We start from the raw sequence: 19,618 nt of genomic DNA on the forward strand, positions 1-19,618 counted from the left end.
CCAGATCGGCGAGTTCATCGAGACGCTGAAGACGGAACTGTCGCTCTCGGCGGACCAGAAGGAGCGGATCGACGCCATCGTCGCCGAGGTGCGCCCGCAGTTCCGCAGCCTTTCGGACCCGTCGATGGACCGCGCCCAGCGCGTGACGCGCATGCGCGAGATCCGCGCCGACATGGCCCGCCGGATCGACGCCGCGCTGACGGCCGACCAGCGCAAGGCCTTCGCCGACATCCGCGCCCGTTACGACGGCGCCAGGAGCGCCGATGGCGGCATGCCCGGGCGCGTCTTCGTGGTCGGAGCCGACGGCCAGCCGCAGGCGGTGGCGCTGCGCCTCGGTATTTCCGACGGCGCCATGACCGAGGTGCTGACCGGCGACCTGGAACCGGGACGCGAGCTGATCATCGGCACCGGCCAGGCGCCAGGGGCGGCGCCGGCGTCGCGCGGCTTCCGGATGTTCTGATGGCGCTGATCGACACCACCGATCTCGCCCGCCACTACACGCTCGGCGACCAGGTGGTCACGGCGCTGGCCGGCGTGTCCGTGAAGGTCGAGGAAGGCGAGTTCGTCGCCGTCATGGGGCCGTCTGGCTCCGGCAAGTCGACCTTCTTGAACCTGGTGGGATGCCTCGACCGGCCGACGGCCGGCCGCTACGTGCTCGACGGCGAGGAGGTCTCGGCCATGTCGGCCGATGCCCTCGCCGACGTGCGCAACCGCAAGATCGGCTTCGTCTTCCAGCAGTTCAACCTGCTCGACCGCCAGGACGCCCTGGCCAATGTGGCGCTGCCGATGGTCTATGCCGGCGTCGCCCGCCGCGAGCGCCGCATCCGCGCCGAGGAGGCCCTCGGCAATGTCGGCCTCGCCGAGCGGGTCCACCACCTGCCGACCCAGCTCTCGGGCGGCCAGCAGCAGCGCGTCGCCATCGCCCGCGCCCTGGTCAACCGGCCGAAGGTGCTGCTGGCGGACGAGCCCACCGGCGCCCTCGACAGCCGCACCTCGCTGGAGATCATGGCGCTGTTCCAGGACCTCAACCGGCGGGGCATGACGGTGCTCATCGTGACGCATGAGGCTGACGTGGCGAGTTTCGCCGGACGGGTGGTGCGGTTCCGCGACGGCAAGGTGCTGTCCGACACGCGGCAGGAGCCGCTGGATGCGGCCAAGGCGCTGGGGGAACTGGTGGACGAGGTGGCGTGAGGGGGTCATCGCTCCTCACCAGGACGCCGTACCCTCCACCGTCATGCCCGGCCTCCACGAACGACTTTCCATCACCGGAGAGGGCCATGGTTCCTCACGGCCCCACCCGCACCCTCCCCTTGTCGCTCCGCTCCAAGGAGAGGGGGACTACGACGTCGCGCCCTGCGGGCGCCGGCGGAGCCAGGCCCAGCCGATCCCGGCGGGAGGGCGTTCAGAGCGTCACCGGATGGGGTACCGGTAGGGCCAGGCCCAGCCGATCCAGGGGGAGCGGAACGTCATAGTCCCCTCTCCACGCGCAGCGTGGGGAGGGTGCGGGTGGGGCCTTCTTCGGCGAAGGTTCAGCCATTCGCGTCATTCAGGCCCAGTTCACGAACCTCCACCGTCATGCCCGGCCTCGTGCCGGGCATCCACGAATTCCATCTCCATCGTCGTGTTCAAGTCGTGGATGCCCGGGGCAAGCCCGGCCATGACGGAGAGGGCGGTGTCCCACCTCTCCCCGCCGGAGAGAGGTGGAGGCGGCGCCCCGCACGCGCCCGCCCCTCTCACCCTCCGTTCACCACCTCACTCCCACACATAAAGAAATCTTTATGTCTTTATTGCCTCCCGCCGGTCCCCGTGCTACAGCCCCGCGCGACAAGCCGGTCATTCCGCCGGCCCTGCGCACTTCCGAGGAACCCATGGCTCTCGACCAAGGCAACGACTTCATCGTCCAGGACATCTCGCTCGCTCCGTTCGGCCGCAAGGAGATCGACCTCGCCGAAACCGAAATGCCGGGCCTGATGGCGACGCGCGCCGAGTTCGGCGCCTCGCAGCCGCTGAAGGGCGCCCGCATCGCCGGCTCGCTGCACATGACCATCCAGACCGCGGTGCTGATCGAGACCCTGAAGGCTCTCGGCGCCGACATCCGCTGGGTGTCCTGCAACATCTACTCGACCCAGGACCATGCCGCCGCCGCCATCGCCGCCGCCGGCATCCCGGTCTTCGCCTACAAGGGCGAGACGCTGACCGAGTACTGGGACTACACCGCCAAGCTGTTCGACTGGCACGGCGGCGGTTTTCCGAACATGATCCTCGACGACGGCGGCGACGCCACCATGTTCGTCCATCTCGGCCTGCGCGCCGAGAACGGCGACACCGCCTTCCTCGACAAGCCGGAATCCGACGAGGAAGTGATCTTCTTCGCGCTCCTGAAGAAGAAGCTGGCCGAGAAGCCGAAGGGCTGGTTCGCCGAGCTCGCCAAGTCGATCAAGGGCGTGTCGGAAGAGACCACCACGGGCGTCAACCGCCTGTATCAGCTGGCCGCAGCCGGCAAGCTGCTGTTCCCGGCGATCAACGTCAACGACAGCGTCACCAAGTCGAAGTTCGACAATCTCTACGGCTGCCGTGAATCGCTGGTCGACGCGATCCGTCGCGGCACCGACGTCATGATGTCGGGCAAGGTCGCCTTCGTCGCCGGCTTCGGCGATGTCGGCAAGGGTTCGGCCGCCTCGCTCCGCCAGGCCGGCTGCCGCGTGCTCGTCTCCGAAGTCGATCCGATCTGCGCCCTGCAGGCGGCGATGGAAGGCTACGAGGTCGTCACCATCGAGGACGCCCTGCCGCGCGCCGACATCTATGTCACCGCCACCGGCAACAAGGACATCATCACGGTCGACCACATGCGCGGCATGAAGGACCGGGCGATCGTCTGCAACATCGGCCACTTCGACAACGAGATTCAGGTCGCCGGCCTGAAGAACTTCAAGTGGAACAACATCAAGCCGCAGGTCGACGAGATCGAGATGTCGTCCGGCAAGCGCATCATCCTCCTGTCGGAGGGTCGCCTGGTGAACCTCGGCAACGCCATGGGTCATCCGTCCTTCGTCATGTCGGCCTCGTTCACCAACCAGACGATCGCCCAGATCGAGCTGTGGACGAACCCCGGCAAGTACGAGAACAAGGTCTACACGCTGCCCAAGCACCTCGATGAGAAGGTGGCCATGCTGCATCTGGAAAAGATCGGCGTGAAGCTGACCAAGCTGCGCCCCGACCAGGCCTCCTATATCGGCGTGCCGGAGACGGGCCCGTTCAAGTCCGACCACTACCGCTATTGATCGCAGGCTTCGGCTTTGCGACAGAAAGGCCCGGCCTCGCGCCGGGCCTTTTTTGTTTCGGGCGAGCTGCATCGGGGAATTGCGTCCTTCGAGGCTCGTTCGCTTCGCTCTCTCGCACCTCAGGATGTGGGATGGTGTGCATGGCATCGATGTCTGTTGAAGCGCGGCCGTTCCGGCTTGCTCAACCAGGGTGCCCTTCTTTCCCGTCCTCATCCTGAGGTGGGAGCGACAGCGGCCCTCGAAGGACGCACTGGACTGATGCAGCGCCATAGACAAGACCCGCCATGCCCCTGACCCTCTCCACCCTCGCCGCCGGCATCATCGCCCCCCTCGTCGGCTTCGCCGGCACGGTGGCGCTGGTCATCGCGGCGGCGCAGGCCGTCGGGGCGACGCCGGCGCAGACAATCTCCTGGCTTGCCGCCGTATCGCTCGCCAAGGCGCTCGGCGGCATGGCGCTGACCTGGCGCTACCGCATCCCGATCGTGCTCGCCTGGTCGACGCCGGGTGCGGCGCTGATCGGCGCCTCGTCCGGCATCGCCTTTCCCGAGGCGGTCGGCGCCTTCGTGCTGGCCGCCGGGCTCATCATCCTCACCGGCCTCGTCAAGCCGCTGGGCGACTGGGTGGCACGGCTGCCCGCCGCCATCGCCGCGGCCATGCTCGCCGGCATCCTCGTCAGGTTCGTCATGGACGTGGCGCTGGTCGCGCCCGGCGCCCCCTGGCTCGTCCTGCCGCTGGTGGCGATCTTCCTCGTCATGCGCCTCGCCCATCCGGCGAGCGCCATGCTGGTGGTCGTCGTGGCCGGCGTGGCCCTGACCTATGCGATGGGGCTCGCCGGGCCGCTGCCGACCGATCTCGGCCTCGCCCATCTGGAATGGACCAACCCGGTCTTCGCGCCGGCGGTGCTCATCGGCCTCGGCGTGCCGCTCTATCTCGTCACCATGGCGGGACAGAACCTGCCCGGCATCGCCGTGCTCAGGGCCAACGGCTATGACCCCAAGGTCGGGCCGATCATCGCCACGACCGGGTTCGTCTCGCTGGTCTCGGCGCCCTTCGGCGCCCACCCCTCGAACCTCGCCGCCATCACCGCGGCCATCGCGGCGGGGCCAGATTCCCATCCCGACCCGGCGAAGCGCTGGCCGGCCGGCATCGTCTACGGCCTCGCCTTCATCCTCTTCGCCGCCTTTGCCGGCCCCTTCGTGGCGCTGTTCGCCGCCATGCCCAAGGCGCTGATCACGACCATCGCCGGACTTGCCCTGAGCGGCGCGCTGATGGGCTCGCTGGCGGTCGCCATGGGCGAGGCGCGGACGCGCTTTCCGGCGCTGCTGACCTTCGCGGTGGCGGCCTCGGGGGTGACGGTCGCCGGCGTCGGCGCCGCCTTCTGGGGCCTCGCGATCGGGCTCCTGGCCTATGCGGTCGAGCGGGGCTGGCAGGCCATGTCGAAAGCGTGAGGCGCGTCACGAGGCGGTGAACATCCCATGCCCGCGCCTTGAACAGGGGGCGTCCGGCGCTTACCTTGACGGCAACGTTCCGATTCCTCCGGACCCACCAGGAGAACCACCATGGGCGCTGTCGCCGCCACCACCGACGCATCCTTCGACGCCGACGTCATCCAGTCGGACACGCCGGTCGTTGTCGATTTCTGGGCCCCCTGGTGCGGCCCCTGCCGCATGATCGCTCCCGCCCTCGACGCCATCTCGGCCGAGATGGGCGACAAGGTGAAGATCGTGAAGGTCAATGTCGACGAGAACCCGAAGATCGCGTCGAACTACGGGATCATGTCGATCCCGACGCTGATGATCTTCAAGGGCGGCCAGATGGTCGACCGCAAGACCGGCGCCTCGCCGCAGGCGGCCTTGAAGCAGTGGATCTCCGGCCACGCCTGACCGGCCTCTGCCCTCCCCGTCTCGCGAAAGCCGCCGGTTTCCGGCGGCTTTTTCGTATGCGGCCCCGGATTTCTCCGACTGCCGAAGGCCCCCGCGCCGTGACAGCCTGACGGGGTGACTGTCGAGAGCGACACGCTTCCCCCTCCCCCGATCCGCCGGCGCCTCGCGAACGGCGGGGCGCGGGTGCTTGACTGGCTGCTGCCGCCGCTCTGCATCGCCTGCCGCAATCCCGTCGGCAGCCACCACGCCCTCTGTCCCCATTGCTGGAAAGGCGTCGCCTTCATCACCGCCCCGGTCTGCGAGCGGCTCGGCACGCCGCTCGCCTTCGATCTCGGCCCCGGCGCGCTGTCGCCGGCCGCCATCGCCCAGCCGCCGGCCTTCGACCGGGCGCGGGCGGTGTTCCGCTTCGACGATGTCGGCCGGGCGCTGATCCATGCGCTGAAATATGGCGACCGGCTGGAAGTGGCGGTGGCACTGTCCGGCTGGATGGTGCGGGCCGGACGCGACCTGCTGATCGATGCCGATGCGCTGGTGCCGGTGCCGCTGCACTGGACGCGGCTCGTGGCCCGGCGGTTCAACCAGGCGGCCGAGCTCTCCCGCCACATGGCGGCGCAGACCGGCCTCGCCAATGAGGCGCTGCTGCTCAGGCGCGTCCGCCGCACCCGCCATCAGGTGGGGCTGACGCGGGCGCAGCGGCTGGACAATGTCACCGGCGCCTTCCGCATCGCCGAGGACCGCAAGGGCTGGGTGCGCGGCAAGCGGCTGGTGCTGGTGGACGACGTCCTGACCACGGGGGCGACCATCGAGGCCTGCTGCCGGGTGCTGAGACGGGCAGGTGCGGCCCGCATCGACGTGCTGACCGCGGCGAGGGTTGTGGAGGGGCCTTTCGCGGTCCATATCTGAGGGCCTGCCACCACCGCCACGGAAGCCGCGATGCCGGAAATCGTCGTCTACACCAAGGATTACTGCCCCTATTGCCACGCCGCCAAGGAGCTGCTGCGCAAGAAGGGCGCCGCCTTCACCGAGGTGGACATCCAGAAACATCCGGACCGGCGCGCCGAGATGATCCAGAAGGCCGGCGGCCGGACCACGGTGCCGCAGATCTTCATCGGCGGCAAACATGTGGGCGGCTGCGACGACATCCATGCGCTGGACGGCGCCGGCAAGCTCGACCCGATGATCGCGGCCTGAACCATGGCCGAAGCGATGGGCGGATCCTTCACGGCGGCCTGCGTGCAGATGCGCGCGGACGTCGCGGTCAAGCCGAGCGTCGATCAGGCCATCGCCCTGATCCGCGAGGCGGCGCGGGCCGGGGCGGATTATGTCCAGACGCCGGAAATGACCAATATCCTGCAGCCGGACCGGCCGAAATTCTTTGAGGCGATCCGCTCCGAGGCGGAGGATCCGTCGATCCCGCTGTTCCAGGCCGAGGCCATGGCGCTCGGCATCTGGCTGCATATCGGGTCGCTCGCCATCCGCATCGGCGAGAAACAGGCGGCGAACCGGGCCTATCTCATCTCGCCCGACGGCGAGGTGGTCGCCGCCTATGACAAGATCCACATGTTCGACGTCAACCTGCCCAACGGCCAGACCTACCGGGAATCGGCGGCCTATGCGCCCGGCGACGTGGCGGTGACGGCGGACCTGCCGTGGATGCGGCTCGGCGTCACCATCTGCTACGACCTGCGCTTTCCCCATCTCTACCGGAAGCTCGCCGAGCAGGGCGCCGGGGTCATGGCCATCCCCTCCTCCTTCACCGTGCCGACGGGGGAGGCGCACTGGCATGTGCTGATGCGCTCGCGCGCCATCGAGAACGGCGCCTTCGTGATCGCGGCGGCACAGGGCGGCCTGCATGCCTGCGGCCGGTCGACCTATGGCCACAGCCTGATCGTCGACCCCTGGGGCCGCATCCTGGCCGAGGCCGACCATGACGAGCCCGGCGTGATCCTCGCCGCCATCGACCCGTCCAGGGTCGGCGAGACCCGTGGCCGCATTCCCTCGCTGACGAATGGCCGGGTGTTCCGCGTGGCGGAGGCGCCATGATCCGCTACGCGCTCCAATGCGAGAAGGCCCATGCGTTCGAGAGCTGGTTCCCCTCCTCCGACAGCTATGAGGCGCAGCGCAAGCAGGGCTTCGTCGCCTGCCCGGTCTGCGGCTCGACCCGCGTCGACAAGGCGCTGATGGCGCCGCAGGTGGCCCGCAAGGACCGCCGCGCCGCGGCGGAATCGACGCCGCCTGCCGCCGCGCCGCCCGCCCCCGTCGCCATGGTCTCGCCGGCCGAACAGGAGCTGCGCGCCAAGATCCGCGAGTTGCGTGAGCATCTGGTGCAGAACGCCGATCCGGTCGGCGAGCGCTTCGCCGAGGAGGCGCGCAAGATCCATTACGGCGAGACCGAACACCGGTCGATCTATGGCCGGGCGAGCCCCGACGAGGCCCGCGAGCTCGCCGAGGAAGGCATCGAGTTCCATGCCCTGCCGGTGCTGCCCGACGACCGCAACTGATGCGGCACCGGGCGGGCTTTGCCGCGGCGGCGTGGCCTGCTAGGCGGTAGGCCCAAGGAGCTCTCCCATGCATCGTCCCCTGCTCGCCGCCGCCTTCCTCGCCCTTGTCGCCAGCCCGGCCCTCGCCGCCCCCGCGAGTGTCCGCATCGCCAATGAGAGCGTGGCGACGCTCTGCGCCGAGGAGGACAATGTCGACCTCAGGCTGCACAGCCCGTCGGTGCGGCGCTTCCGGGTCGAGGCGACCCATCCGGCGGTGATCGGCACGATCGTGCAGGACATCACGGCGCCGGACTTCACCGACTGCACCATCACCGACAAGGCCGATTTCCGCTTCACGCCGCGCACGGTGGTCATGCACGAGGACGACCGGCTCAAGGTCGTCGGCATCACCTTCGACAAGTTCTGGCGGCCCGAACAGGTGCCGGTGACGGTCGGTTCGCGCACCGAGAGCGGCTTCCACCTGTTCCAGCTCTTCCTCAAGGAGGGCACCGCGGCACCCTACGAGTTCCTGGTCATGTATCCGGTCGACGGCTACTGGCGGCTGAAGCCGCGGCCGCCGGCGCATCTGCCGGACATCGTCTACGGCACCTCGGCGCTGATCGGCCCGATCGAGGTGATGCAGCGGCCGGTGGTGAACCTCTCGGCCATCCGCTTCGACCCCGCGACGATGACCTTCCAGCTGAGCTTCCGGGCCGGTGGCAGCGCCACGGTCAAGGTGGCGGAGATCGACCGGGTGCGGGTCGCGCTCGACGTGACGCTGGAGCGGCCCGTGACCGGTGGCCCCTTCACCGGCCTGCGCTCCATGTATGTGACGGAGACCAATGCCGACGGTGCCCGCGTCGAATGGCGGGCGGCCGGCGCCAACCGCTGGCAGGAGGCCCCGGTCATGGATTTCCGCGGCGGCGAGGGCATCGAGATGAAGCTGACGCGGGCGGTGCCGAGCCGGCACAACACTTCGGCGCCGGACTATCGCTTCATCGGTTTCGCCGACTGAGACACCAACGAGCGGCCGCGCCGCGGGGGAAGAACGCCATGCACGCCATCGTCATCGAAGGGTTCGGCGATCCCGCCGCCACCATCCGCCTGAAGGAGATGCCCGAGCCGGCGCCGCCCGGCCCCGGCGAGGTGACGGTGGAGATGCTGGTGCTCAACATCAATCCCTCCGACCTCCTGCAGATCCAGGGTCTCTACGGCACGTCGCGGCCGCCGCTGCCCTTCATTCCCGGCGGCGAGGCGGTGGGCCGCATCGCGGCTGTGGGCGAGGGCGTCAGCGGCCTCGCCGTCGGCGACATCGTCTCGCCGATGATCCTCAATTGCTGGGTCGAGCGGGTGACGATGAAGGCCGGGCTGGTGATGAAACTGCCCGTCGACATCGACCTCAGCCAAGCCGCCATGCTGAAGGGCAATCCGGCCACCGCCGAGGCGCTGCTGTCGGATCAGGTGGCGCTAGCGCCCGGCGACTGGCTGATGCAGAACGCGGCGAATTCCGCCGTCGGCACCTTCCTGGTCAAGCTCGCGGCGCAGCGGGGGATCAAGACGCTGAACGTGGTGCGCCGCGACGGCGCGGTGGCGGGTGTGAGGGAGGCCGGCGGCACAGCCGTGCTCGCCGATGCGCTGGAGGACCCCCGCGCCTTCCGCAAGCGGGTGCAGGAGGCGACCGGCGGCGCGCCGGTGAAGCTCGCCATCGACGCGATCGGCGGGGCTGCGACCGGCGTCATGGCCGGGGCCCTCGCCGACGGCGGCACCGTGGTCAACTACGGGCTGCTCTCCGGCGAGCAGTGCCGGATCGACGCCCAGCACCTGATCTTCCGCAAGATCACGCTGAAGGGCTTCTGGCTGATCCACTGGTTCCAGGATGCCGGCCGGGCGCGCATCGCCGAGACCTATGGCCGGATCGCCCGCGGCATGGCCGAGGGCACGCTGACGACGCCGGTGGCGGAGGTGGTGCCCATGGCGGAAGCGGCGCGGGCCATGGCGCTGGCAGGCGAAAGCGGCCGGACCGGCAAGGTGCTGATGGTGACGCCGGCGGGCGTCGCGGCGGGGGTGTGACGGCAGGGAGCTGTTGCCTCATCGCCCCGTTCGGGAGCGCCGCTGTTCAGAGGCCCCACCCTGACCCTCCCCGCTGCGCGGGGAGGGGGACTTCCACGGCGGCCCATCCCGTCATCCCTGGCGCCAGGCGCGACCGGTAGAATGGAAGCGGGACGTCATAGTCCCCCTCCCCGCGCAGCGGGGAGGGTAAGGGTGGGGCCTCGTTTCGATGTCCGCTCGTGCCGAGTCTTGCTCCGGACGGACACCCCACAGGGCGCCCGCCGCATCACGCGTAGAGGCGCTTGATGGCCTCGGCATATTTCGCCTCGATGGCCTTGCGGCGCACCTTCATCGTGGCGGTGACCTCGCCGTCGTCGTGGTCGAGTTCCTTGTCGAGGATCTCGAAGCGGCGGATGTTGGCGACCTGGGCGATGGTCTCATTGGCCTTGTCGACGGCCTGCTGGACGAGGTCAACGACCTCGGGCGCCTGCGACAGGTTCTTGTAGTTGGTGAAGGCGATGCCCTTCATCTCGGCCCATTTGCCGACCGTGTCCATGTCGATCTGGATCAGCGCCGCGACATATTTCTGGCGGTCGCCAAAGACGATGCATTCCTTGATGAAGGGGCTGAGCTTCACCGCATGCTCGATCTCGGTGGGCGACAGGTTCTTGCCGCCGGCGGTGATCATGATGTCCTTCTTGCGGTCGATGACCTTGAAGTGGCCGCCCTGCATCTCGGCGACGTCGCCGGTGCGCAGCCAGCCGTCGACGATGGTCTGACGGGTGGCCTCCTCGTTCTTGTAATAGCCCTCGAAGATGGTGGCGCCGCGCGCCATGATCTCGCCGTCCTCGGCGAGCTGGACCTGCGTGCCCTTCATCGGCTTGCCGACCGTGCCGACGACGACGTCGTCGAGCGTCTGGCCGAGGATACCGCCCGAGGTTTCGGTCATGCCGTAGATCTCGACCAGCGGCACGCCGATGGTGCGGAAGAAGCGGATGACCTCGGGCGAGATCGGCGCCGCGCCGGTGAAGGCGATGCGGCAGCGGGTCAGGCCGATGGCGTTCTTCAGGGCGCGGAACACCGTGACATAGGCGAGGGCATAGGTTGCCCGCTCGGCGAGCGTCCATTGCGACCGGGGCTTGTCGGCGAAGGGCGCGCAGCGGTCGAAGGCGGTCTTGTACAGCCATTTCTGGACCGGACGCGCCTCGTACATCTTCACGCGGATGCCCGAATGCATCTTCTCCCAGATGCGCGGCACGCCCAGGAAGCTGGTGGGACCCACCTCGCGCAGGTCCTCCTGGACCGTGCGCAGCGACTCGCCGAAATCGACCCTGCTGCCGGCATAGAGCGGCCCGAAGACCGTGGTCGCCTGTTCCGCCACGTGGCAGAGCGGCAGATAGGACAGCGCCGTCCAGCCCGTGCCGATGCCGTAGCGGTCGATAAGGCCGTTGGCGCCGGCGCGGATGTTGCTGAAGGAGAGCATGGCACCCTTCGGCTTGCCGGTTGATCCAGAGGTATAGATCAATAGAGCAATGTCGGAGAGCCGATGGTCGCGCATCAGGTCGTCGATGATCGCGGGGTTCTTCTCGTACTCGGCGCGGCCCAGCGCCTCCACCGCATCGAAGGTCATGACCAGGCCCGGCTCGTAGCCGGCGAGGCCGCGGTCCTCGAGGGCGATGATCTTCCTGACCTTGGGCAGGTCGGCGCGCGCCTCCACCACCTTGTCGATCTGCTCCTGGTCCTCGCAGACGACGATGGTGCAGTCGGCATGGTCGAGCACATAGGCGACTTCGTTGGCCGGGCTGGTCGGATAGACGCCGACCGTGACGGCGCCGAGGACGCCGGCGCCCATCTGCGACAGCACCCATTCGATGCGGTTCTCGGAGATGATGCCGATATGGCCCCTGGGTTCGAGGCCGACGGCGCGGAAGCCGAGGGCGAGATGGCACGACCGCAGCCAGTAGTCGGCAAAGGTCGTCGGACGCCAGATGCCGAAGCGCTTCTGCCGGAGGGCGATCTCAGCCCCGCGCTCGACCGCGTGTTTCTTCAGCATCTGCACGACCGAGAGCGGCGGCAGGGCGGCTGCGGGATCGGCCGCCGCAGGGCTCGCCGCCTCGCGGGCCATGTCCAGCGGAAGGACGGTTGCGGTCATGACAGCCACCTCTTGCGCCTCTTGTAGTGCTTGATGTCGCGATAGCTCTTGTGGGCGAGACCGAGATAGAATTCCTGCACGTCGCGATCCGCGATCAGCTTCTCGGTCGGCCCGTCGATGACGATGCGCCCGGTCTCCATGATGTAGCCATAGTGGGCGATGGAGAGGGCGACGGAGGCGTTCTGCTCGACGAGGAGCATGGAGACGCCCTCCTCGGCATTGATGCGGGCGATGATGCCGAAGATCTCCTCCACCAGCAGCGGCGCGAGGCCGAGCGAGGGCTCGTCGAGGAGGATGACGCGGGGCTTGGCGACCAGGGCGCGGCCGATGGCCAGCATCTGCTGTTCGCCACCCGACAGATAGCCGGCAATAGACTTGCGCCGCTCGGCGAGGCGCGGGAAGTAGCGGTAGACGATGTCGAAGTCCGGCGTGACGCCGGAACGGCCGGTCAGGGCATAGGTTGCGGCGGTGAGGTTCTCCTCGACCGTCAGGTCGCCGAAGATGCGCCGGCCTTCCATGACGTGGAACAGGCCGCGGCGGACCAGCTTGTGCGGCGCGCTCTGCTCGACGGTCTCGCCGTCGAACCTGATCCGCCCCTCGGTGACGAGGCCGTTCTCCATCGGAAGGAGCGCCGACACGGCCTTGAGCACGGTCGACTTGCCGGCACCGTTGGAACCGAGGAGGGCGACGATCTTGCCCTTCGGCACGGCGAGCGACAGGCCGCGCAGGGCCTGGATCGCCTTGCTGTAGACCACCTCGATGTTGTTCACCTCGAGAATGAGGTCGCCGGTCGTCGCCATGGGGCCCTCGGGCACTGGAGATGGGATGGCGGGGCGGCCGCGCGCGGCGACCGCCCCTGCCGGGATCAGGCGCTGGCCGTGATGGTGATCCAGTCGGAGGCCGGCTTCAGCATCTTGTCGGCGGCGCTGTACTGGTAGACGCGGCCATGCGGGAAGGAGTTGTTCACCATCGAGACCGGCACGCCGAAGATGCCGCCGGTATCGTAGTTCTTCAGCGCGCGGGCGTGCTTCATCATGTTGACGACGTTCAGCTCCTCGTTGGCGCCGAGGGTGCGGCGCAGCACCTCGATGGCCAGCATGGCGTTGGTCCAGCCCTGGTAATAGGCGTGGGTGCGGGTCTTGCCGACATTGGCGGCCCGGATCGCCTCGACCTGGACGCCCTTGGCATCGGCGTCGAAGTTGTAGCAGGAGACGCCCATATAGCCGTCGGCGGCAGCGCCGGCGCGGTTCATCAGCACGGTGTCGGTGGAGTAGAACGTGCCCATGAACTTCGAGGTCATGCCGGCCTGGCGGGCCTGGGCCATGAATTCCGGGATCGGCTGCAGCACATAGCCGTGGAAGATGACGAAGTCGGGGTTGCGACGGCGGATCTTGAGGACATCGCCCGAGACGTCGACCGAACCCGGCTGCGTGACGATCTTCTCCACCACATTGAGCTCGAGGCGCTTGGCTTCGGCCTCGGCGGCAGCGATCGGGTCACGGCCGAACTCGGTGTCGGAATGGACGAAGACCACCGAGGCGCCCTTCTTCTGGGCGGCGATGTAGCGCAGCAGCACGCGCATCTGGTCCGAATAGTTGGGACCGGGGATCCACTGGTTCGGGAAGGCCTGCGCATTGTCGATCTCGGAGGCGAAGGAGGCGCCGCCCATGACGGTGGTGCCGCGGCGGTTCAGCTCCGGATTGATGGCCTTCTGGAAGCCGGTCGAATCACCGAAGAAGACCGGCGTCTGATGCTGCGAGGTGATGCGGGTGAAGATGGCGACGGCATTGTCGACGCGGTAGCCGGAATCCTCGTTGACATAGCGGATGCGGCGGCCGGCGACGCCGCCGGCGCGGTTGACGAACTCGAAATGGTCGCGGCCGCCCTCGAAGCCCTCGACGCCGGCGAAGGCGAAGACGCCGGACATCGGGTTGGCGGCGCCGATGACGATTTCGGGGGCCTGGGCAAAGGCGCGGCCGCTCGCGGTCGAGACGAGGGCGGCGCCGAGGCCGAGCTGGTGGAATGCACGGCGGGTCAGACGGGTCATGGTTGTCTCCTCTGGGGTTGGATCCCGCCTTGGCGGCGGTTCTTGTGTCTTGGGCTCACGTCCTGAACGGCCAGAGGGCGAAGTAGCGGCGCGTCCTGCGCCACATCTCCGCGAGCCCCATGGGTTCGAAGATGAGGAAGCCGATGATGAGCAGTCCGAAGATGATGTTGCGGACCGGGGCAAGATAGATGGATGCGTCGGGGAACCAGGGCACAAGGGCCGTGGCCGAGAGCTTCAGGAATTCCGGGATGAGCGTCATGAAGACGGCCCCGAAAATCCCGCCGACGATGGTGCCGGCCCCGCCGACGATGACGGCGGCGAGGAAGAAGATGGAGGCGAGCGCCGGGAAGCTCTCCGGCGTGACGACGCGGAAGAGATAGGCCCAGAGGCCGCCGGCGACGCCCGCATAGAAGGACGAGATGGCGAAGCTCATCAGCTTGTACTTGAGCAGCGAGATGCCGATGATCTCCGCCGAGATGTCGCGGTCGCGGATGGCGATGAAGGCGCGGCCGACGCGGCTGCGGAAGAGGTTCTTGGCCGCCAGCACCATGATCACGGTGATGGGCATGACCAGCCAGTAGAGCCGGTCCGGCGTCGCCAGCTCGATCCCGGCGATGGTGGCGGTGGGCACGTTGAGGCCGCGCAGGCCGCCGGTCACCGGCGTCCAGTTGAGGAAGACGAAGCCGAGGATGACGGCGGCGGCGAGCGTCGCGATGGCGAGGTAGAGACCCTTGATGCGCAGCGAGGGCAGGCCGACGAGATAGCCGATGCCGGCAGCGACGGCGCCGGCGAGGACGAGATTGAGCAGGACCGGCGTGTCGAAGCGGCCGTCGAAGAAGGCCACCGTATAGGCGCCGACCGCCATGAAGGCGGCATGGCCGAGGCTGACCTGGCCGGTATAGCCGGTGAGGATGTTGAGGCCGGTGGTGGAGATGACGTTGATCATCACCAGCACGGCGAGGAACATCCAGTAGTTCGAGCCGTTCAGCGGAAACAGGACGAGCCCTGCGAGCAGCAGGCCGAACCAGACCTTCTGGGTGTCGGTCTTGAACAGCCCCTCGTCGGCCGCGTAGCTCTCCTTGGCGGTACCGACGCGCATCAGAGCCTCTCGATCTCGTGGGTGCCGAACAGGCCGTAGGGCCTGACCACCAGCACGACGAGCAGGATGGTGAAGGTGGCGAGAAGCTTGAACTCGCCGCCCATGAAGCGGCCGACCATGGCTTCGAGCCAGCCGATGAAGAGGCCGGCGATGAGGGCGCCGAGGATCGAGTCGAGGCCGCCGACGATGACCACGACGAAGACCGACAGGCCGAACAGGCCCATCGCCGAGGAGATGCCGCCGACCGAGCCGACGAGGATGCCGGCCAGCGCCGCGACGACGGCGGCCAGCATCCAGGAGAAGGAGAAGACCCCGGGCACGTCGATGCCGACGGAGGAGGCCGCCGCGCGGTCGGTGGCCGTGGCGCGCAGCGCGATGCCGCCGCGCCAGAACGAGAAGACCGTGATCAGCACCGCCATCGCCGCCGCGGCGATGACGAAGGAATAGGCCGTCTTCGAGGGAATGAAGACCTCGCCGAAGAGGACCGGCTGCGAGGGCAGGAATTCCGGCAGGCGGCGCGGCTCGGCCGACCAGACGAGCTCGACGACGCCGATCAGCACCGAGGTCAGGCCGATCGTCACCATGAAGACCGAGACCGGATTGTCCTTGAGGAGCGGGCGGATCATCGTCCGCTCGATCAGCCCGCCGATGACGGCGGCCACCGCCAGCGTCAGCGGCACCGAGGCCCAGATCGGCAGCGAGAGGCCCGCCGAAAAGCCGTAGAAGACGAAGGCGCCGATCATCAGCATCTCGCCGATGGCCAGATTGATGACCTTGGTGGCCTTGTAGATGATGACGAAGGCGACCCCGGTCAGCGCCATGAGCGAACCGGTGCCGATACCGGCGAGGCTGGTCTCGACGATGTCGATGAATTCCACGGCCATCACGCCACCTCGCCCATTGCGGCGCCGTCGAGAGCAGCCTTGCGCGGATCGCCGGAGCCGCCGAGATAGGCCTTGATCACGTCGGGGTTGTTGCGCACCTCGGTCGGCGAGCCGGCGGCGATGCGGCGGCCGAAGTTCAGCACGCAGACATGGTCGGAAATGTCCATGACCATGCCCATGTCGTGCTCGACGAGCAGCACGGTGACGCCCCATTCGTCGCGCACGTCGAGGATGGCGCGGGCCATGTCCTCGGTCTCCTCGCGGTTCATGCCGGCGACGGGCTCGTCGAGCATGAGGATGCGCGGGCGCATGGCCAGCGCCCGGGCGAGTTCGACCTTCTTCTGCAGGCCGTAGGGCAGGATCGCCACCGGCACGTTGCGGATATGGTCGAGCTCGAGGAAGTCGATGACGTCGCGCTCGATCTCGGCGCGCAGCTCCATCTCCTCGCGCCGGGTCTTGCCCCAATAGAGGAAGGCGCCGAAGACGCCGGAGGTCAGATGGGCGTGGCGGCCGAGCTTGATGTTGTCGAGCACGGTCATGCCGCGGAACAGCGCGATGTTCTGGAAGGTGCGGGCGAGGCCGAGCTTGGCGCGGTCACGGGCCGGGACCTGGGTGATGTCGACGCCGTCGAGCTTCACTGTCCCGGTCTTCGGCCGGTAGAAGCCGGAGATGGCGTTGAAGGCCGAGGTCTTGCCGGCCCCGTTCGGGCCGATCAGGGCCGTGATGGAACCGGGCTCGACATGCAGGTCGATGCCGTCGAGCGCCTTCACCCCGCCGAACTGCAGCGACAGGTTCTCGACGTCGAGACGGGCGGCGGGCGGCCGCACGGGCGCGGCCGAATGTGATGGCGACACCGCCAATTCCTCCCCTGGAAGTGCCGCGCGGCTTCAGCCGTCTTCGACACCGATGCGTTCCTGCGCGGGCCGCGAGACCCGTTCCTTGCTGGCAACCTACTCATGGGTACGGCGAGGTCAATGTGAGTTGCGCCGAATTCGATCCGATTCAGCCCTTCGGAGGATGGCGAGACGTCGCATCCCATCAAAAATCAGCTTGGAACGTCCAGCCACGGAACCACTGCTCACCTAGTGGCCAGAATCTCCGACGCAGACGTGTTGCATAACCATTTTCGTATTAGCTTGATCTGTCCACTCGCCTGCCACGCATTGTAACTTTGCCAATACGTGAACGAACCATCTCTCAACGAATCTGGCTGCTCGTGCAATATGACAAGCGATTTACTCTTCGAAGAGTCCAACCACCCCTCAAAAAATGTGTTAATTGTGAAATCCCCCCAGCCGTACCCAGACATTATTACGTGATCTACATCCTTCAGATTTCTAGCAAAATGATAAAATACATCATTGTAAATGCCGTAATGGTACATAATTGCCTTTTCTCTTCCAGTGAGAAAAGAAGCCTGATGACGCAAAGGAACTACTCTTCGTCCGTTTAAGTCAATTATATTTGCTATTTTGCCCCTGTCTGCCATCCCAATTTTTGTTATCCCATCCTTCCAGAACCGGAACCAGTTTATTGCGCCATGAAGCTTAAAGATACGCACCCTTGAAGCCTTGTACGTCCCCTCATTAGCCCAACGAACATCCCCATCGGGCGGTCCGAAGCCATCCGCGTAATCTATCCCCTCCGACTGCAAAAATTGCTCAATCAGAACGTCGTGATTCAGCGAGAATATTGAAATATTTTTAGCTTTTTTATATTTTATTAATTCTAATAAAGACTCAAATCCATACTGATACTGTTTATCCAATGAATCGGATATTGTTTCCTCAATGTAGTCACATATCAGATTGCATTTGTCTGATAGGTATTGCATTTTTTCGTACTTTGATCCGCCGACTAGCTCATCTTTTATTCTATTGAGGCCGCTATGCATGAAGGAGGATGTAAATATGTTATCGCAACGCCCTTCTCCCCAAAACCCAATCTCACTACAAAGCGAAAACAAGTCCTCATAGTTTGGCTCGTTACTTCTAAATGCCGGCCCAGAAAACGAAAAACCAGAGCCTCTACGGAATATTCCTTGGCGTCTCATGTTTTTTTTAAATAACTTTGATAATACTTCTAGTATCCTCACATGCTCTTGATTGTTCAATAATGGATCTAAGGTGCGAATCTTTGTCGTCGCCTCCAGTGCCGTTGGCAGCTTAGAGGGAACAGAGACGCCAGCTCCAAAGAAAAACATTAGGTGCAATTTGAGCCCTCGCCCTATCGAACGCTGGGACATATTCTGTATGATTTTTTGCTTCATATTATTCGATTAAATACGTATACGTTCACTTTTAAATACGCGGATACATTACAATCAACACTTACAGATCTGCTTCGGCCGACCGCTTCCGTCGATCATCCATTCGGGCAGGGACGCCGAATGGCTGATGTCAATCGGCCAGGAAATTGGGGAGTGCTATTCGAAGGTCGGCTGGGCCATTTGCAGTGGCTCGACCGCCATCCCATGCCGGGTCTTGCCAGCGGCCCTGCCCTCGTCCCATGATCCCGCCCCACAACGGACCGTCAGATGTCCGGATCGTCGAGAGAAACGCACACAGGAAGGAGGCGCACCATGTCGGAGCGCAGGAAAGACTTCGCCGTCACGCGGCGCATCGCGGTTGCCGGCATCGGCGCCGCCGGCTTCGGCGCCGTCATGGCGCCCTGGGTCTCGAAGGCCCAGACGCTGAAGACCGAATACAAGCTCTCCGTCGTCGGCAACCGCCCGATCGCGCTGTCGGAAGGCGCGTTCCAGTGGGCGGAGATGGTGACGCAGCGCACCAACGGCCGCATCAACGTCAAAGTCTATCCGGGCTCGCAGCTGGTCGGCGGCGACCAGACCCGCGAACTCGTCGCCATGCGCCAGGGCATCATCGACTTCACGGTGTCCTCGACCATCAACATCTCGCCGCAGGTGCGCGAGATGAACATCTTCTCGCTGCCCTTCCTGATGCCGAACCACCGGGCCTTCGACGCCATCGTCAACGGCGAGGTCGGGCAGGCCCTGTTCAAGGTGATGGAGACACGCGACGTCGTGCCGCTCGCCTGGGGCGAGAACGGCTTCCGCGAACTGTCGAATTCCAAGCGGCCGATCCAGAAGCCGGAGGATCTGCGCGGCCTGAAGATCCGCTTCGCCGCCGGTGCCATCTTCGCCGACATCTACAATGGCCTCGGCGCCAATCCGGTGCAGATGTCCTTCGCCGACCTGCAGCCGGCGCTCTCCACCGGAGCGGTCGACGGCCAGGAGAATCCGGTCAACCTGTTCCTCGGGCTGAAGATGGACGCGCTCGCCCAGAAGCACATGACGATCTGGAACTATTGCGTCGATGCCGGCCTCTTCCATGTCGCCAAGCCGGTCTGGGACACGTTCTCGGCCGCTGACAAGGAGATCGTCCGCGAGAGCGCCCGCGATGCCGCCAAGGTGCAGATCGGCGCGACCCGCAAGGGCCTCGGCGTGGTCGACCCCAACGACAAGTCCTCGCTCGAGGAACTCGCCCGGCGCGGCGTCGCCACGGTGACGCTGACGGCCGAGGAGAAGCGCGTCTTCGCCCGCGCCACGCGCCCCGTCTTCGACAAGTGGGCGGCGCAGGTCGGTGCCGATCTCGTCAAGAAGGCCGAGGCGGCCGCCAACGCGGCGAGCTGATCCTCGCCTCCTTCCGATCAAACCCGGTGCAGCCGGTCGGTCCGCCGGCCGGCTGTCATCGCCTGCAGACCTCGCCCGCCTGCCCGATTCCGCC

At 66.3% G+C, this 19,618-nt stretch carries 18 protein-coding genes and 1 pseudogene; 12 read left to right on the top strand and 7 right to left on the bottom strand.

The annotated features are described in order from the left end of the window. The 11 genes and pseudogenes from Q8O26_RS12705 to Q8O26_RS12755 all read left to right on the top strand — a co-directional run. Positions 1-460: pseudogene (locus tag Q8O26_RS12705) on the top strand (hypothetical protein); the annotation flags it as partial. Next, positions 460-1,191 (top strand): ABC transporter ATP-binding protein, encoded by a 732-nt coding sequence (locus tag Q8O26_RS12710; protein WP_305576133.1) that lies wholly within the window; start codon positions 460-462, stop codon positions 1,189-1,191. The pseudogene Q8O26_RS12705 and the gene Q8O26_RS12710, both read left to right, overlap by 1 nt. A 677-nt stretch (positions 1,192-1,868) precedes the next feature. After that, positions 1,869-3,281: an adenosylhomocysteinase gene (gene ahcY, locus Q8O26_RS12715; protein WP_305576134.1), complete on the top strand. Its 1,413-nt coding sequence runs from the start codon at positions 1,869-1,871 to the stop codon at positions 3,279-3,281. A 284-nt stretch (positions 3,282-3,565) separates the two neighbouring features. Then, positions 3,566-4,729: a benzoate/H(+) symporter BenE family transporter gene (locus Q8O26_RS12720; RefSeq protein ID WP_305576136.1), complete on the top strand. Its 1,164-nt coding sequence runs from the start codon at positions 3,566-3,568 to the stop codon at positions 4,727-4,729. 111 nt (positions 4,730-4,840) lie between these two features. Further along, positions 4,841-5,164: a thioredoxin gene (gene trxA, locus Q8O26_RS12725; RefSeq protein ID WP_305576138.1), complete on the top strand. Its 324-nt coding sequence runs from the start codon at positions 4,841-4,843 to the stop codon at positions 5,162-5,164. A 183-nt stretch (positions 5,165-5,347) separates the two neighbouring features. Beyond that, positions 5,348-6,067, top strand: a complete 720-nt coding sequence (locus tag Q8O26_RS12730; protein ID WP_305576140.1) for a ComF family protein — start codon at positions 5,348-5,350, stop codon at positions 6,065-6,067. A gap of 30 nt (positions 6,068-6,097) precedes the next feature. Next, positions 6,098-6,355: a glutaredoxin 3 gene (gene grxC, locus Q8O26_RS12735; RefSeq protein WP_305576142.1), complete on the top strand. Its 258-nt coding sequence runs from the start codon at positions 6,098-6,100 to the stop codon at positions 6,353-6,355. A 3-nt stretch (positions 6,356-6,358) separates the two neighbouring features. Continuing rightward, on the top strand, positions 6,359-7,207 hold the full coding sequence (locus tag Q8O26_RS12740) for a carbon-nitrogen hydrolase family protein (RefSeq protein ID WP_305576144.1): 849 nt from the start codon (positions 6,359-6,361) through the stop codon (positions 7,205-7,207). Then, positions 7,204-7,665, top strand: coding sequence for a DUF1178 family protein (locus Q8O26_RS12745; protein ID WP_305576146.1), 462 nt, complete (start codon positions 7,204-7,206; stop codon positions 7,663-7,665). The genes Q8O26_RS12740 and Q8O26_RS12745 overlap by 4 nt, the downstream gene beginning before the upstream one ends. Positions 7,666-7,732: 67 nt before the next feature. Continuing rightward, positions 7,733-8,659 carry a hypothetical protein gene (locus tag Q8O26_RS12750; RefSeq protein WP_305576148.1) on the top strand — a complete coding sequence of 309 codons (927 nt, stop codon included), beginning with the start codon at positions 7,733-7,735 and terminating at the stop codon, positions 8,657-8,659. A 38-nt stretch (positions 8,660-8,697) separates the two neighbouring features. Continuing rightward, on the top strand, positions 8,698-9,714 hold the full coding sequence (locus tag Q8O26_RS12755; RefSeq protein WP_305576149.1) for a zinc-dependent alcohol dehydrogenase family protein: 1,017 nt from the start codon (positions 8,698-8,700) through the stop codon (positions 9,712-9,714). Positions 9,715-9,979: 265 nt separating this feature from the next. Here the strand turns inward: Q8O26_RS12755 and Q8O26_RS12760 are convergent, their stop codons facing one another. From Q8O26_RS12760 to Q8O26_RS12790, 7 genes are all read right to left on the bottom strand, one after another. After that, entirely contained in the window at positions 9,980-11,845 is a 1,866-nt protein-coding gene (locus tag Q8O26_RS12760; protein ID WP_305576151.1) for a long-chain fatty acid--CoA ligase, read from the bottom strand. Then, positions 11,842-12,645 carry an ABC transporter ATP-binding protein gene (locus Q8O26_RS12765; RefSeq protein ID WP_305576153.1) on the bottom strand — a complete coding sequence of 268 codons (804 nt, stop codon included), beginning with the start codon at positions 12,643-12,645 and terminating at the stop codon, positions 11,842-11,844. The genes Q8O26_RS12760 and Q8O26_RS12765 overlap by 4 nt, the downstream gene beginning before the upstream one ends. A 65-nt stretch (positions 12,646-12,710) precedes the next feature. Beyond that, positions 12,711-13,892, bottom strand: a complete 1,182-nt coding sequence (locus Q8O26_RS12770) for an ABC transporter substrate-binding protein (RefSeq protein ID WP_305576155.1) — start codon at positions 13,890-13,892, stop codon at positions 12,711-12,713. A gap of 55 nt (positions 13,893-13,947) precedes the next feature. Then, on the bottom strand, positions 13,948-14,991 hold the full coding sequence (locus Q8O26_RS12775) for a branched-chain amino acid ABC transporter permease (protein WP_305576156.1): 1,044 nt from the start codon (positions 14,989-14,991) through the stop codon (positions 13,948-13,950). Then, entirely contained in the window at positions 14,991-15,875 is an 885-nt protein-coding gene (locus tag Q8O26_RS12780) for a branched-chain amino acid ABC transporter permease (protein ID WP_305576158.1), read from the bottom strand. The genes Q8O26_RS12775 and Q8O26_RS12780 overlap by 1 nt, the downstream gene beginning before the upstream one ends. Continuing rightward, positions 15,875-16,729 carry an ABC transporter ATP-binding protein gene (locus Q8O26_RS12785; RefSeq protein WP_305576160.1) on the bottom strand — a complete coding sequence of 285 codons (855 nt, stop codon included), beginning with the start codon at positions 16,727-16,729 and terminating at the stop codon, positions 15,875-15,877. The genes Q8O26_RS12780 and Q8O26_RS12785 overlap by 1 nt, the downstream gene beginning before the upstream one ends. Positions 16,730-16,953: 224 nt before the next feature. Then, positions 16,954-18,144 carry an SIR2 family protein gene (locus tag Q8O26_RS12790; protein WP_305576163.1) on the bottom strand — a complete coding sequence of 397 codons (1,191 nt, stop codon included), beginning with the start codon at positions 18,142-18,144 and terminating at the stop codon, positions 16,954-16,956. A 312-nt stretch (positions 18,145-18,456) separates the two neighbouring features. Here Q8O26_RS12790 and Q8O26_RS12795 point away from each other — a divergent pair, with 312 nt between their 5' ends. Then, positions 18,457-19,524 carry a DctP family TRAP transporter solute-binding subunit gene (locus Q8O26_RS12795; RefSeq protein WP_305576165.1) on the top strand — a complete coding sequence of 356 codons (1,068 nt, stop codon included), beginning with the start codon at positions 18,457-18,459 and terminating at the stop codon, positions 19,522-19,524. Positions 19,525-19,618: the final 94 nt, after the last annotated feature.

This window comes from Phreatobacter sp., assembly GCF_030691135.1.
Lineage (GTDB): Bacteria > Pseudomonadota > Alphaproteobacteria > Rhizobiales > Phreatobacteraceae > Phreatobacter.